The following is a 14,772-nucleotide window of genomic DNA, read 5'->3' on the forward strand; positions in this document are numbered from 1 at the left end:
GCTTTTTTATTTTTTCTGAACTCTGTTCAAGTTGAAAAATATTAAAGTTTTTTGTGTAAGTTTTTAGTTGTCATATTTGTGTGCTCTGTAATTGTATTAATTATTCTGTACAATTTGTAAGTTATAATTATTTTATATCTTTTATTGTTTAGTTTTTTAAATTAGTGGTGTTGATTAAAATCAAGGAAAGACAGTGGTTAAGTGGGTCATATTTTTAATTTTTGTATCCTATTCTTTCGTTAATGAAGCAAAAAACTCGCAAAAAATTGTGTTGAATGTCCCCATCGTTGAGCAAGGTAAGAAGTTGTGTGGCCCTGCGACCATAGAAATGATTTTTAAGTATTGGGGCGTTAAACACTATACTCAATATGATATAGCGGAGTCTATTTTACATCATTATGAAGATGCGCCGGTATTTGTTCGCTCAGGTATTTTGAACAACTATCCAAGAGATTGGGCCGATTATCCAGGTACCAAAGTCACTTATTTACAGGGGTTTTTAGAGCAATATGGCAAGACGCGGAGCATTACGCTAAGCAAAAAAATGGATGGGGCCGACAGCATGGATGAGAGGCGCGCTCAGTTGTTTAATCATGTTAAGACGTACATTGCCAGTGGGATCCCGGTAATTGTCTTTCAATATTGGGAGTTACCTAAATCGCAAAGCCATTATCGTGTGGTGGTTGGCTACGATGAGGCTAAGCGTTTAGTTTACTTAAATGATGCAAAGCGGGCGCGGCGTGTTGTACAAACTTATGAAGAGTTTTTAAACTTATGGAATGTAGAGCACCCAAGATTGCGTTATTACGCCGTTGCTTTTAATACTGAGCGTAAAAAAATTCAAATTCAGCTATAAATATAGTTGGGCGGTGCCTTGGGGGGACTGACGGTAAACTTTGAATGGGTTAGTGAGGAATATCATGATCAGAAAAGGTCGTTCATCAGATATTGAGTCAGTTTTGCTGGTTTGGCTTGCTGCTTCTCAGCAAGCTCATCACTTTGTACCTGAAAGTTTTTGGCGTGACCATCAAGATACCATGAGGCATGTCTATTTACCCAGTTCAGATAATTATGTGTATCTGGACAACCATGAAATTATCGGCTTTTATGCGCTAGTTGAAAATACCTTAGCTGCGATTTTTGTACTGCCAGAAAAACAGGGACGAGGCGTGGGTAAACGGCTGATCGCAGATGCAAAATCACGTTGTAATAATTTGGAACTGTCAGTTTATAAACGCAATATTGCCAGCGTGGCGTTTTATCAGCGACAAGGTTTTGAAATTATTGGTGAAGAAGAAGACCCAATGACAGGTCAGAATCAATATATTATGTGTTGGCAGTGTGAGCAGGTCATTGACGCGGAGCAATAGCTGTGTAAACAGAGATACTTTAAATAAAAGCAGCCAAAGAGCTTGGTGTCTAAAGGCCACTTGGTTGTTACATAGCACAGTTGTATTGGTTGTTGTTTGTATAGCCAGCTTGATGGTTGTTATTTTTGACTTTCCTTTTGGGTTGATAGTGCCATTGAGTTTGCTTGTTACTCCTGTGGTACCAAATTTCAGCGCAATGATAACTCGCAGCGCCGAGCTTCGAGCTTGTCAGCCGAATGGTTTTTTTAGTGTATGTTCGAAAAAGGAACGAGATAAATACGGGCCATTTCGAGCAAAGCGACGTCGACAGCAGCATATACGCGCAAGTAAAAACTGGTTTTGAGTTCTAGTGGTTTGATATGCAAAAAGAATTGTAGTTATGTTGAATCGCGGACACTTTGTGGCCAAAAAATACGGATAGTCTAAACTACAACAAAAGTTCTGGATAATATTTAAACTATTTTGGTAAAAATGCTCGACAATAAAGATTTTCAGTGTATTATACGCCGCGTATGAAGATATTTGATTTATTTGTTGTTTGCGTTAGTTTCTGTTTTTGTCATAAAACCTAATTTTAGCCACTCACTTTACTTCCGATACTGTACACATTTTTTTTAATTTTAATATAAATAGGTAATTTATGTCTCAAGTAACAGGCACTGTAAAATGGTTTAACGAGTCAAAAGGTTTTGGCTTTATCGCACAAGAAAATGGTAACGACGACGTATTTGTTCACTTCAGAGCTATCCAGTCTGAAGGTTTCCGTACTTTGACTGAAGGTCAAAAAGTTAGCTTTACAGTAACTCAGGGCGCTAAAGGTCCTCAGGCTGAAAACGTAACTGTACTTTAATCAGTTATGTCGAGGTGCGGCGAATCGCTGCACCTTGTTGTTTAATCTGCAAATCTTTCTCCTACCTTGCCAGCCAACATCGGCTTAAACCTCTCTATAATACCCAAATCGTTTTACATTCTCCTGAAAATATAGTTTTTATAACTGACGTGTAAGATATTGCTACGATTTCTTGATATGTCTGTTTATCGCTCAATTGCATTTATTTGTTAATTCACAACAGAGCTCAAAGCTGCGATACAAATAGTGGCTCTTTGTTTTATAAGAAAAAATTCAGCCATGGCCTATGATGTTGTCCTTTTCCAAACCCGTACCTAGGTGTTTATTCAAGTGCAGCTACGAAGTGCGCTGTACTTCACCTTTGTAACGCCTCATTTCTTATCTCGATTTATGTATTTTTACTTTGTGTTATCGGGTACAGTGATAACCTGTTAAAAACAAAGGAATCAAGAAAGTGGCTAAGCTACCAATTTATGTGGTTGATGCATTTACCAGTACCCAATTTAAAGGCAATTCGGCTGCTGTTGTGCCATTAGAAGCTTGGATAAGCGAAGAGTTAATGCAAAATATTGCAGCTGAAAACAACCTATCGGAAACCGCATTTATTGTGCGCGGCGGCTCAAACAGTTATCAGATCCGCTGGTTTTCTCCGTTAACCGAAATTGCCTTTTGTGGTCATGCTACGCTCGCGACAGCGTTTGTATTATTTAATCATTTAGGCTTGAGCAGTTCTGTCGAGTTTACAACGCAAACAGTTGGCAGCTTAACAGTAACACAGCTCAGTAATGGGAAATTGGAAATGAACTTTCCGATGCAAATGCCTGAGCCGCTATCTGAAGTGCCAAGCGCACTATTAAAGGGATTATCTATCGAGCCTCAAGAGATACTACAAAATCGCCAAGCGTATTTTGCGATTTACGATACTGAGACAGACGTAAAACAAGTAAAATATGATGCTCAGCTGCTTAAGATGCTAGCCCCATTAGATGTTGTAGTGAGTGCACCTGGAGTCGATGATGACTTTGTGTCGCGCTATTTTTGGCCTGCCAATGGAGGAGAGGAAGATCCTGTTACTGGGTCTATTCATACCGGCCTTGCTCCTTTTTGGGCAAAAAAACTCGACAAACACGTATTGCATGCCTTTCAAGCCTCAGAGCGAGGGGGACATCTTGTGTGTGAAGTCGACTTTTTAGCTCAGCGCGTCACAGTTATCGGTGAAGCGGTGCTATATCTGCAAGGCCACATAACTGTGTAACACTATTAATTATGACGTCACGTTGTGAGGAAATTACCTTGATACATAAACAAAGATTAGCGGTACTTGGATTGATTTTTGTGGCCTTGATGGCCGCTGTGACTGTGATTGCACATATGTCTTGTATTTGGTTGGGGGAGGCGTGTTACCGTGCGCAGCTTGCTCCAAATGTGCTTGTGGAATCTGCTAAAAATGGCACGTGGCTAGCGCCTGTAGCGACCGTTGGTATCTCTTTGCTTTTTGCAATATGTGGTGCGTATGCGCTAGCCGGGGCGGGCTTAATACGGCGTTTACCGCTCACTTATTTGGCCTTAGTGGTGATTGGAATATTGTGTGCGATTCGAGGTCTTGCTGGCTTGGTGTTGAGCATAGTGTTTATTGATATGGTTACAGTATTTTCTGTTATAGCCAGTGCAATTTGGTTTATGTGCGGCCTTATGACCTGTTTGGCTTTAAAATGGGTGCCAAATATTAAAATGACACCCGCAAACACTACAAGTACTTAAGCAAAGGGCTGTGGTGGGTTCGTTTTAACGCCAAATAGTATTTACAAGGTATATACAATGCCAATGTAATGACGACCCATGCTATGTAGGCAACCCATAGACTAGGTTCATAGCTAGTGGGCCAATCAGGTGGCGTGCTAAAAAAGTCTATGGTTTGACCATAGGTTAACTGACTATATATTTGTGCGCTGAGGTTAATAACTGGAATATGGAGTAAATAGTAAAACAGTGGCACGCCACCTAGTATTTTCAATCCATTGAGCCAGTTAAGAGAGTAGCTGCGTGTTTGTGCGTACTCAAGTGAAGCCAAAATTAGTAGGCCTGGGCCAATTGTCATCAGCAAATATACTAAAGAGGGTGGGTATTTACTGTTGTTGAGTAGGGACATGATAGAGGTGACCAATGAAGGGTCGGGCACAAATAAGTTAGGCTCACCATAAATATTACCTAGCTTCAAAAGTACAAATACAACAATAGTGATGCCACCGAGTGTGGCAAACACCTTGTATCTCAGGCTCGCATTGAGTTTAAACAAATTGCCGCAGCAATAGCCTAACGACATGACCGCAAACCATGGAATTAAAGGGTACAGCGCGAATATTTGAAGCCGATCTGAGAGGTTAAATGTGGTGGGGCTGTGCAGTAAATGCCATAGCCAAGTCAAATCTTGCCCAACCCAATTCAGAATGGCGTGATCATTCAGAGCGTTATGTGTGATGATTACAAAAAACGATAATAAACAGAGCAAATTATAGGGTAAATAAATCATCCCAGCCAAGACAATCATAGAGCAACCAATTACCCAAATCACCTGCAAAAAAACCACGTCATAACCAAACTGCCAGCTAAAATTTACCACCGTAAGTTCTAGTAAAATCAGCCAACTCCCGCGACTGAGCAGGTAATTTCGTAAAACCTTTTTAGACTGAACCTGTTGGCCGTATAAATATGCGCTGATCCCCGTTAAAAATATAAATAAGGGGGCACAAAAGTGTGTTACCCAACGAGTTAAAAACCATGCCAGCGTTGTTTGGTCTAAATCGGTGGGGGAAAATGGGGTTTCGGCCCAATAGCGCCGGGTGTGGTCAAGCGCCATAAGGACAATAATTAAGCCTCTGAGAATATCTAGAGAGTACAGTCTATCTATCTTTGCCACGTACACTGTCTTATTGTGAATTTAATGTTAACTAACTTTAGTTCAATTTCACAATGTGTGCGGCTTATTGGAGAGAAAGAGTGTCTCTTTTCTTACACTTGGTCTAATTGCTCACGAAAAGCGGAGACAGATTTACCAAAATGACGCTTAAACTGTTTAGATAGTGCTTGTGGATCTCGGTAGCCAACGGAGGTAGCGATATCGGCGAAGTGTTTATTAGAGTAAATTAGTTGCTCTTTGGCTTTTTCAAGACGTAACAAGCGGATATAGTCAAATGGCGTCATGCCGATTGCAGATTTAAAACGCCGGATCAGCGTGCGGTCTGATACACAGGCTATTTCGGCCAACGCTTTAAGCGTAAAGTTGGTCTTTAATTGCGCCTTGATGTGGATTTGTGCTGCTTGAACAGCAGTGTCTTTATGTGAATCGAGCGCGCTGCTTATCATAAATGCAGTTTGGCGCAATTGCGGCTCAGGTATTGCCAACCAGCTCATAACTTGCTGGGCAATATCATCTCCTATTTGTCGTTTAATGAGCGCTAACATTACATACATATAACTATGGGCAGCACCCGCGGTATAGAGTTTTTGGTCGCACAGATAGATGGGTGATGTATCTAAGTTAAGTTCTGGAAAATAGCGATTAAAAAATGCCTCTAGCCACCAGCTGGCAGTAATACGCTGTTTATCCAACAAGCCAAGCGCCGCTGCATAGGCAACACCACAACACCCAGCGACCAAGGTTGGCGGAGAAATACCTTTTAGTTTTTTACTCAATAATGATGCATAGGCGCTTAATGTACGGCATTCCTGCCAAAGGCGTTTATCTCCTTGGTATTGGCTACCGATAATAATTAAAACATCAAAGTGATCAAGCTCGCTTAGCGTGCAGTCCACATTAAACGACAAGCCTTGGCTGCTGACGATACGATCATCACCTAGTGACACAATTTGCCATTGGTAGAAGGTTGTTCTCATAACTCGGTTAGCCACATTTAATACATCGATAATGCCAGTAAGTGCACTGGCCATCACTCCTTGCTGACATAGGATCGCTACCTTCATGTCGTTTTCACCTTTGAAGTTGTCATTAGTGACACTTTAGGGAGCGGGAAGCCTTCTGTAAAGTGACACTACTCTGATCTTTTAAAGGAAATAGTTATGTGGATCCATTACCCCATTTTTGCATTGGTACTGTTATTTCTATGGCTTTGGCTAGCGACAGCAAGTTTAAGAATAACGGCAGTAAAAAGAGGCGAGCTTTCACTAAAAGCCGTTAATTATGTGCTAAAGGATGAAATGAACAACAGAACTCGATTGTATGGTAATAGCTATGACAACCAATACCAGCAACCGATTTTATTTATTTGTCTGTTAGCACTGCTGCATATAGAGTCTATCGCTGGCATTGGTTGGTACATATTGGCGCTTATTTTTGTTGTGTCTCGATATTGGCATTGCTATGAACATATTCGCTCAACCAATATCCGAAAGCGCACTGTGGCATTTGCATTGTCTAGCTTAAGTTTATTTGGCGGGTGGATAGCTTGGTTTGCTCTAATGAGTATAAGTTGAAATGAGTTGATATATAAAAAAGCAAGGCAATTGCCTTGCTTTGGTTGGTATCATTGTTTGCCACAAATTAACTGCTGTGGCGCAGTGAGATTGAAATTTATAGGGCTAGGTTATTTCAACCATTCAATCATGTTGTCCATCAATGCCTGTGTAGCTATAAGCCCATCTTGACCGCCGACGTCACACAAACCTAAGCCACATCCATCAAAGTGGTGTTCCGCTTTTTCTAATAAATGCAATTCGCTGCCCTCACGGCACTGTATTTGAGCATATTGTTTCGTGAAAGCGAGCTCATTTGCCTGTGCTGGGCCTGATGAAATATTGCCAGCTAATGCGTTACACAGTCGTAGAGACTGAGTTGGAGAAACGATGGTATCCGCCATTCCGTGACTAATAAACATATCGGGTGCAAGGTGCGGTGCTTGCTCAATGGCTTCTAACAAACTGTTGTTGACGATCACAGGTTCATTGCCAGTCAAATCTTGCCAGCGTTCTTTACCAGATAAGGTTGCTATCATCCATTCAATATAGCCATGAACATAACTACCGTCTTGGACCTCTTTAAGTTGATGTGCAAAATCTGGCACTGGGAACATTGGCGCTATTTTGTCTACTTTGGTAGGGAATTGCTGAGATAACCACACAGCCATGTGCCCGCCAGCTGATTGACCTGTAATTCGCAGTGACTTTTCGCTGGTTGTATAGTGAGCATTGTTCGCTTGTACCCACAAAAATGCGTCGCGAATATCTTGCTTGCTGTCTTCAATATTTACTCGGTTGCATGCAGGTCCAGCTTCTATGTTTTCAACCAAACGATAAAATGGCATATATACAACAAATCCAGCGTCTGTAAAATGGGCTATTTGTGCTTCAGCTGTGCGAGCTGTACCGAGTCTCTCTAGCCATCCGCCACCGTGGATCATCATAATTGGAGTTGCGTTGTGATTGTTGGCGTTTTTGTACACCCGCATTTCCAAGTGGCAACTTCCGCGCTCATTGTAGGTTGTTTTATAAGTTGTTCGCTGCACTAATGGCGTCTCGGCAAAGCTGTGCGGTTTTGTTGTAATTGGCAATGTGGCGCTATAGCCAGGCATCCATGCGTCATGAACATAATTGAGATCTTCACTGTTGCCGTAGCGCTCAGCGCGAAAATCAAATTCTCTCAGACAAAACTCGGTATCAGACTCATTTTTGTACTCAATTGTGGTTGTACACTGCGCATCTGTGTAATACCAGCTTCTGTGTGCACTATCTGCGGACAGTACTTTACACTGACCGTCTTGGCTATACAGCTTCGGTAATAAGCTTGTAGCAGGTTTGCTGGCCACAGCTGCAAAGCAGTAGCTTGCGCCTTGTAAAATGCCTGCAATTTCTGGAGATCCGCTATTTAGCATATCCCGCAATGCAGCATCGTGGTGCTGAAAATAGCCCATTGATGCTTCAAGTGGTGAGCTTCCGTGTGTAGGCTTGCCTTCTAAATAGTGTGTGAGCAGTGCTTGTGGATCTGGGAATATTGATGCACTTGCAATAGATGAGGCGGACAAGGCGAGACAGCCAAGTAAGTTTGATACATGTTTCATAAAGGTTCCTTGTTGACATACTAAAAGTAAAGACGTGTATTTATTTCATATATTTAGATGTTTTTGGATGTTTCACGAGAATGTAACAAGGTGTAACTGGTTTTGCTTGAGTTAGCCAGATCATAAAGTTGTAATTATATGAATAATAAAAGGAGTTTTAGAATTGTATTTTTTTATTCAAAAATAAATTTTGGTGAATTTTTTGTGTCTTAAGTGTTATTTTTATTCCTTTTTTGTGTTTATACTGAGAGCAAAGTTTTTGGGTACAATTGTTAAAACAAACAGTAAGTAGCGATTTATGAATATAAAAATAACAAAACTAGCATTCGTTGTAGCCGCTTCTTTAAGCGCAACTGCACATGCCAATATCGAGTATCCTTTGATGCCCGGTGATCCTCTTGTTGACCAGCAATGGCACTTGAAAAATACCGGCCAGGCCGCGTTCTCAGATCGCGGCGGAAAACCTGGTGAAGATATGAATGTATCGCTTACGCATGCTATGGGCATCATGGGCGCAGGAGTAACGGCGGCAGTCATTGATGGCGGGGTGGAAATAATGCACCCAGACTTGAGAGACAACGCACGTCCAGGTTCTTGGAACTTTACAAACAATAGTCCGGACTTGGCACCGGGCAGCCCAACTGACAGGCATGGCACAGCCGTTTCTGGGATCATCGCTGCAAGTGCCTTCAACGGTATTGGTGGACGTGGTGTTGCACCAAGAGCTGGTTTAGTTGGTTTCAACTATTTGGTATCTGGTAACCAAACAATGGCTAACTGGCTGCAGTCTCATGGTATGTACTCAGATGGCTTCGCTAAACAGTCTTTTGACTTTCCTCGTGTTTTTAATCAAAGCTATGGTAGAACGCTCTCTTCACCGAGAAGCTTCGACTACCAAGAGTCACCATGGCTCAAGACCTACGAAGATGCACAAGAAGAGATCACGCGCACAACACACGGTGGTCGCGGTGCAATTTTTGTAAAATCAGCGGGTAACGGCTATGAAAGGCAAAGCTTCACAGATAGCAAATTTGGACGTGGCTACCTTCGTTTCGACAATTATAACCATGGATTGCCGCTGCAAAATGTAAACCTTGAGCGTATGGATTCAAGCTTCTGGAACCTAGTGGTTTCAGCGTATAACGCTGATGGCGAGCGCTCTTCATACTCTACAGTTGGTTCAAGTGTATTTGTATCTGCGCCTGGCGGTCAGTATGGCACAAGTTCACCTGCGATCATCACGACTGATGTGTCAGGCTGTGACGCTGGCTATAACCCGCTTTGGTTGCGTAATGATTTACATGGCGGTCACCCACTGGATCCAAACTGTGATTACAGTGCAAGATCAAATGGTACTTCGGCAGCTGCACCGAATGTTGCTGGCGCAATCGCTGTTATAATGTCGGCAAATCCAGCGCTTTCTTGGTTAGATGTGAGACACATCTTGGCAGCGACATCTCGACGTATTGATGCAGATCACCCTGGTGTGGCGCTTTCATTTAAAGACGCAAGCGGCGAGCAAGTGAGCTATCAAGCTATCGATGCATGGCAAACGAATGCTGCGGGTTATCAGTTCCACAACTTCTATGGATTTGGTGCGGTTGATGTAGATGCTGCGGTTAACCTCGCGCGTTTTTACGATAAAAACTTAGGTGAATTCGTAAAAACTGACAGAGAGCTTGTGACGGCGGGAGTTGAAATTCCAGATGGCCGTTTAAGCGGTGTACAAAGCAACTATCATTACGCGCAAGACCTAACGGTGGATGCAGTGCAGGTTCGCGTAAATATCGACCATACCAGTACACGAGATTTAGCGATTGAGTTGATTTCTCCGTCTGGAACACGAAGTGTGATCATGACACCTAGAACCGGCACGATATTAGGCAATGAAGGTATGCAAAATACTCAGATGTTAACGCATCACTTCTATGGTGAACAAGCCAAAGGCGAGTGGACATTACGAGTGATTGATACTGCATCTGAAGATGAAGCTTACATCTTTGATCCACGTGCCTCAGGTGAGCCAAATATCAATATGGTTCATCGCAATAATACTGAAAATGGCGTACTAAAGTCTTGGGATATTCGCTTTTTTGGACGTAAATAAGGAGAAGTATCATGAAATTTAAATTAATCCCTTTACTCGCTGTTGTCGGTAGTTTATTTGCGGTACAAGCGAGCGCCCAACCTGCATACGAAGCGACAGCTGTGAGTAGCTCGTCAGGTATTAGCGTTAACGTAAATGGCAAAGATTATGTCCTAGCTGCAGCAAAAAGTGACCAAGACATGGTTGCTGGCGCTGCATTGATTGATATTTCGACAGATGAAAGCGTCACACTGACAGGAGAGTTGATTGTTGAGCTCGAGTCTTTGATCAATGCGAAAGAGTTTGCCTCTGCCAACCAACTGAATCTGATCTACGTTCGAGGCAATCGCGCAATTTTCCAAGCTGCACCCAATGCTGCACTGCTGACGTTTAAAAGCAAGGTTGAAAATTTAACTGGCGTTGTTGACGTACAATTAGGATTCCAAGTTGAAGGATTAGAAGCAGAATAAGAAATTAAATAAAGCCACTTTGGTGGCCTTATTTTGATGCTGAATCCAAAGCCCCATCAGGGGCTTTTATTATTGCATAAGCTGGTTAATGTATTTAACTGGTGCGCTACCGTAGCTTAAAAACTCTTCGTGGAAAGCTTTTAAATTAAAGTCTTTACCAAGCTTTTCTTTTTGCTTCTCACGTAAATCATAAATTTCACGATAACCACTGTAATAGCTCGTTAGCTGTACTTGGCTTAGTGTCGCTCTGCGCCATTTGCCTTCAGCTTCAGCGCGTTCTTGGAATGCGCCATTCATCAATAAATCTAGGCCCTCATCACGGCTGATCCCTTTGACTTGAATTGCATAATCTAAAATCGTGTTACAGATAACACGCAAATTCCACTTGTAGTACATCAGCCACATTTCAGGCTCATGATTGCCATAGCCTTCTTCTAGCATCATACGTTCAGTGTAAACGGCCCAGCCTTCTATCATGGCGCCATTTCGTAAGATAGTTTTAATAATTGACGGTGATTTGTTTGCGTAAACAAGCTGTGTGTAATGACCAGGTACAGCTTCATGGATATTTAGAATTTGTAAAATCCAATGGTTGTACTCGCGTAAAATAGAGCTCGCTTGCTCTTCTGTTCTCAGTTCCAGCGGTTCAACATTGTAGTAAGTATTTTCTTTTGCACCGTATGGGCCCGGCGCCGAAATTGAAGCCATGGCAAAACCGCGCATAAACTCTGGGGCTTCACGCACAACTAGGGGTTTTTCAGGATCTAGGGAAATTAGATCATTTTCTATAACAAACTTTTCAAGTAATGGGATCTGACGCTTGATCTCATCAACAAACTTCTCTTTTGGCACATGATTTACAGACAAGTGCTTAATGAGTTTGGCGATGGCTTGTGTATCACCTGCTGGACGCGCTGTGTTAGGGAAGTATTTTGGCCATAATTGGTCAGTTAGCTTAACCATCTCTTTGGTGACACGAGCTTTATCTGCGAGTGCTTTTTCATACATGGTCTTTGCGGTGTAACCTGACTGAATATCAAAAGCAAATTTTTCTTCATATAACTCTTCACCAATTCGGAAGCTACGCGCATTGCCATTGGCTGTTAGGTCTTTTTCTAATTTAGTGAGAAAGCTAATGTAGCCGTTAATGGCGGTTTTTGCATTGGCAAAGCGAGTCTTGAATAGTGCTTTTTCATCTGCTGTAAGTACATCAGAAGCATCTACTTTATCAAGTAGGTCGTCTGTTAATACCGCAAATGCCCCTTGGTTTTGTGCAATAGCTAGTTGAGTATACTCAAGGGTTGGTGTATCTATGTTATCTTGTGCAGTTTTGTAAAATTCAGGTACATACTTTAAACGCTCTAATACTGTTTTGTATTTTACTTCGTCTGATTTAAAGCGACTGCTTAAGATGGTGTTAAAGCCATATGAAATATTGTAGTTGGATGGGTTCCACTGCCAAGATTTAAATTTTTCAATTTCCCAGATCTGTTTTTCAAGGCCGTTTTCAATCAAGTAATAATCTGTTTTTTGATTGTTACTCAAGCTGTTTATATCAAAGCTACGTAATTGACTTAGTTTCGTTTTTGAGAAGGCTAAATTGCTTGCGCGCGACTCGTCATTAGGTATGGTCATCACATCATCATATTTGCCGTAGCCCACATGCAGAGAATATTCTGGATATTGACGCCACATATCTTCAATAAACTGCTCTGAGAACGCAATAAACTCTTGATTTTGAGAAGCTTCAGCGACAACTGGAGCGGTCGATGGAGATGAGGTATTTGTAGTTGTACAGCCAGCTAGAGCTAAGGCAGCTGCAACAGCCATTGTGAGCGCTGTTTTTTTCATTCGCTTGTTCCTATTTTTAATTTTCCTTATCATAACAATTTTTTGCGGCTCTTGCTTGCTCTGGCTGTTCAAGCCAAACGGCGCCGTTGCTTTCTTTTGCCACAATGTCATCAGGGTTGTACATAGGGCATGATTTCATGGATAAACAGCCACAACCTATGCATCCGTCAACCATTTCTCTGACGCGCATCATATATGCGATCTTTTCATCTAGCTGTGCCTGCCAAAAGCGTGACATATTCGCCCAGTCTTCTTTGGTTGGTGTCCTGCTCTGTGGCAATTGGCCTAAGGTTTCCTGAATTTCAGAAAGCGAGATGCCCATTTTTTGCCCAGCTTTAATAACGGCAATTCGGCGCAATACATCTTTTTTGTACCTGCGTTGGTTACCCGTGTTGCGCCAGCTTCGGATTAACCCTTTTGTTTCATAAAAGTGCAATGTAGATACTGCGACGTCAGCACGCTTAGCCACCTGTCCAACACTGAGTCGCGGCTCATCTCTGAGTGTAGAGTCCGACATGTTTGCCCCTTTCTTTAAAAATTCAAATTAGTGCTTTACCTAAACTTAGGTTGAGGTTTTAGCCTAGCAGCAATTCAATTAAAGGAGAACAACTTTGAACACAATTATTGTTTATTCGAGCGCAAATAAAATGGGCAATACGGGCGTAGCTGTGGAGGCAATGGCTAAAGAATACAACGCGCAAACGTTGTTTTTGGATGATTATGTTATCAACGATTATAGCTATGAGCACAAAAACAAAGATGATGACTTTAGAGCCTTATTTAGACATGTTCTCCAATTTGAACATGTGGTATTTGCCTCGCCAGTATATTGGTATGCAGTCACACCAAGAATGAAGGCGTTTATTGACAGGATCACTGAGTTTATGGATGACGAAGTACTTAAGCCTGAGTTACGTGAGTTGAGAAGTAAACAGTTTTCGATATTGTCCACATCAATTCACGAAACAGCACCGCTCGCGTTTACGGATATGCTGAGAAAAACCTTCGAGTATTTGGGTATGCAGTTGAGAGGAATGCATCATCAGCAGTTCCCCTATGAAGACTAGTTAGACTGTTGCTGTAAAAATAGCGTTTGATATTGCTTGGGCGTTTTATTGAATGCTTTTTTAAAGCTCCGGCTCAATTGACTGGGGTGGTTAAACCCTAGGGTGAAGGCGACAGTTGTCACGCTTTCACCTCGTTCTAATAAAGTGCGCGCGGACATCATCTTTTGGCCATGGAGCCAGTTTTGGGGCGTGGTACCAATGCGTTTCTTGAATTGATCAAAAAACTTACTACGGCTCATGCAGGCGATTTTGCACAGTTTATCGATGTCGAGTTGTTCGGATAAGTTGTTTTTCATGTAGTCGATGGCTGCATGAATACCTGTTTTAAAGTTGCACAGTGCAACTTGCTGAAATAGAAGGTCTCGGCTCTGTTGCTGCAATAGGCGAGCGACCAGTTCATTCAATGCCAAATCAATGTAAAAGTCTCGTTGTGGGGCGTTTTCACAAAATAGATGAGTTAAGCGGTTCAGCAACTGCTGTGTTTGTGCATTGTGTTCATTGTGCACTAGTTCTGGGTGGTAATTGTATTGCGGTTCGGGGCTATCGTTATGCTGATTCAACTGCTCTGCAACAGTCGCTATTTTATCCTTGCTGATGTCTATTGCTAAGCAGGTTGTTGGTCGGTCAAAGCAGGCTGTGGGAAAATCAATATATACTGCTTGCTCAGGTGCCAGCACAAAGCTTTCATTGGGTAAAAATGCTTGATGATAATCACAACTGTTGACGTGCATGACCTTTTTACCGGTCAGCATGCCACAAAAAAGTACGTTGCTGGAGTAAAGGCGAATATGTTGTGCGTTCTCATACGTATCATAAATGCTAAGTTCAACGTCATTGCTCGCAAAGTGCACGCGATTCTCTACTAGTGACGTGATTTTTTGCCTTTTTTTATTCAGTTGCTCAAGCATTCTTTATTCCCTGTTTGGACTCTAATGCAAACATTTTATACGCAGAGTTAAGTTTTTAATCCGCCTTTTGATTAATGTCAACCGAATAACAATAAGTTT

The 14,772-nt window shown here is 42.0% G+C and carries 15 protein-coding genes; 9 read left to right on the forward strand and 6 right to left on the reverse strand.

What is annotated here, in order from left to right:
• Positions 1 to 193: 193 nt before the first annotated feature.
• The 5 genes from J8M00_RS00165 to J8M00_RS00185 all read left to right on the forward strand — a co-directional run bounded on the left by J8M00_RS00165 (position 194) and on the right by J8M00_RS00185 (position 3,981).
• Positions 194 to 856 carry a C39 family peptidase gene (locus J8M00_RS00165; RefSeq protein WP_211008363.1) on the forward strand — a complete coding sequence of 221 codons (663 nt, stop codon included), beginning with the start codon at positions 194 to 196 and terminating at the stop codon, positions 854 to 856.
• A 64-nt stretch (positions 857 to 920) separates the two neighbouring features.
• The gene (locus J8M00_RS00170; RefSeq protein ID WP_211008364.1) at positions 921 to 1,370 is read left to right on the forward strand and encodes an N-acetyltransferase; all 450 of its coding nucleotides are present in this window, start codon (positions 921 to 923) and stop codon (positions 1,368 to 1,370) included.
• A 640-nt stretch (positions 1,371 to 2,010) separates the two neighbouring features.
• Positions 2,011 to 2,220 (forward strand): transcription antiterminator/RNA stability regulator CspE, encoded by a 210-nt coding sequence (cspE, locus tag J8M00_RS00175; protein ID WP_023398163.1) that lies wholly within the window; start codon positions 2,011 to 2,013, stop codon positions 2,218 to 2,220.
• Positions 2,221 to 2,674: 454 nt separating this feature from the next.
• Positions 2,675 to 3,475 carry a PhzF family phenazine biosynthesis protein gene (locus J8M00_RS00180; protein ID WP_211008365.1) on the forward strand — a complete coding sequence of 267 codons (801 nt, stop codon included), beginning with the start codon at positions 2,675 to 2,677 and terminating at the stop codon, positions 3,473 to 3,475.
• Positions 3,476 to 3,513: 38 nt separating this feature from the next.
• Positions 3,514 to 3,981, forward strand: coding sequence for a hypothetical protein (locus tag J8M00_RS00185; protein WP_211008366.1), 468 nt, complete (start codon positions 3,514 to 3,516; stop codon positions 3,979 to 3,981).
• On the opposite strand, the gene J8M00_RS00190 is transcribed toward J8M00_RS00185, so the two are convergent.
• Positions 3,968 to 5,137 (reverse strand): DUF1624 domain-containing protein, encoded by a 1,170-nt coding sequence (locus tag J8M00_RS00190; RefSeq protein ID WP_211008367.1) that lies wholly within the window; start codon positions 5,135 to 5,137, stop codon positions 3,968 to 3,970. The two genes, J8M00_RS00185 and J8M00_RS00190, sit on opposite strands and share 14 nt — an antisense overlap.
• Before the next feature lie 92 nt (positions 5,138 to 5,229).
• Positions 5,230 to 6,201 (reverse strand): GlxA family transcriptional regulator, encoded by a 972-nt coding sequence (locus J8M00_RS00195; protein WP_211008368.1) that lies wholly within the window; start codon positions 6,199 to 6,201, stop codon positions 5,230 to 5,232.
• Positions 6,202 to 6,297: 96 nt separating this feature from the next.
• On the opposite strand from J8M00_RS00195, the gene J8M00_RS00200 reads away from it, so the two are divergent.
• Positions 6,298 to 6,711: an MAPEG family protein gene (locus J8M00_RS00200; RefSeq protein WP_211008369.1), complete on the forward strand. Its 414-nt coding sequence runs from the start codon at positions 6,298 to 6,300 to the stop codon at positions 6,709 to 6,711.
• 110 nt (positions 6,712 to 6,821) lie between these two features.
• On the opposite strand, the gene J8M00_RS00205 is transcribed toward J8M00_RS00200, so the two are convergent.
• A complete protein-coding gene (locus J8M00_RS00205) occupies positions 6,822 to 8,291 on the reverse strand; it encodes an alpha/beta hydrolase (protein WP_211008370.1) in 1,470 nt (489 codons plus the stop codon).
• A gap of 298 nt (positions 8,292 to 8,589) precedes the next feature.
• Here J8M00_RS00205 and J8M00_RS00210 point away from each other — a divergent pair, with 298 nt between their 5' ends.
• On the forward strand, positions 8,590 to 10,398 hold the full coding sequence (locus J8M00_RS00210) for a S8 family serine peptidase (protein ID WP_211008371.1): 1,809 nt from the start codon (positions 8,590 to 8,592) through the stop codon (positions 10,396 to 10,398).
• Between the two features lie 11 nt (positions 10,399 to 10,409).
• Positions 10,410 to 10,847 carry a hypothetical protein gene (locus tag J8M00_RS00215; protein WP_211008372.1) on the forward strand — a complete coding sequence of 146 codons (438 nt, stop codon included), beginning with the start codon at positions 10,410 to 10,412 and terminating at the stop codon, positions 10,845 to 10,847.
• 69 nt (positions 10,848 to 10,916) lie between these two features.
• Here the strand turns inward: J8M00_RS00215 and J8M00_RS00220 are convergent, their stop codons facing one another.
• Both J8M00_RS00220 and soxR read right to left on the reverse strand, forming a co-directional pair.
• Positions 10,917 to 12,698 carry a DUF885 domain-containing protein gene (locus tag J8M00_RS00220; protein WP_211008373.1) on the reverse strand — a complete coding sequence of 594 codons (1,782 nt, stop codon included), beginning with the start codon at positions 12,696 to 12,698 and terminating at the stop codon, positions 10,917 to 10,919.
• Between the two features lie 16 nt (positions 12,699 to 12,714).
• Positions 12,715 to 13,215 carry a redox-sensitive transcriptional activator SoxR gene (gene soxR / locus J8M00_RS00225; protein ID WP_211008374.1) on the reverse strand — a complete coding sequence of 167 codons (501 nt, stop codon included), beginning with the start codon at positions 13,213 to 13,215 and terminating at the stop codon, positions 12,715 to 12,717.
• A gap of 94 nt (positions 13,216 to 13,309) precedes the next feature.
• On the opposite strand from soxR, the gene J8M00_RS00230 reads away from it, so the two are divergent.
• On the forward strand, positions 13,310 to 13,765 hold the full coding sequence (locus tag J8M00_RS00230) for a flavodoxin family protein (RefSeq protein WP_211008375.1): 456 nt from the start codon (positions 13,310 to 13,312) through the stop codon (positions 13,763 to 13,765).
• Here J8M00_RS00230 and J8M00_RS00235 read toward each other — a convergent pair.
• Entirely contained in the window at positions 13,762 to 14,673 is a 912-nt protein-coding gene (locus J8M00_RS00235; protein ID WP_211008376.1) for a helix-turn-helix domain-containing protein, read from the reverse strand. The genes J8M00_RS00230 and J8M00_RS00235 overlap by 4 nt on opposite strands.
• Positions 14,674 to 14,772 lie beyond the last annotated feature (99 nt).

This window comes from Pseudoalteromonas luteoviolacea (assembly GCF_018100925.1).
In the GTDB taxonomy this organism is placed as follows: Bacteria; Pseudomonadota; Gammaproteobacteria; order Enterobacterales; family Alteromonadaceae; genus Pseudoalteromonas; species Pseudoalteromonas obscura.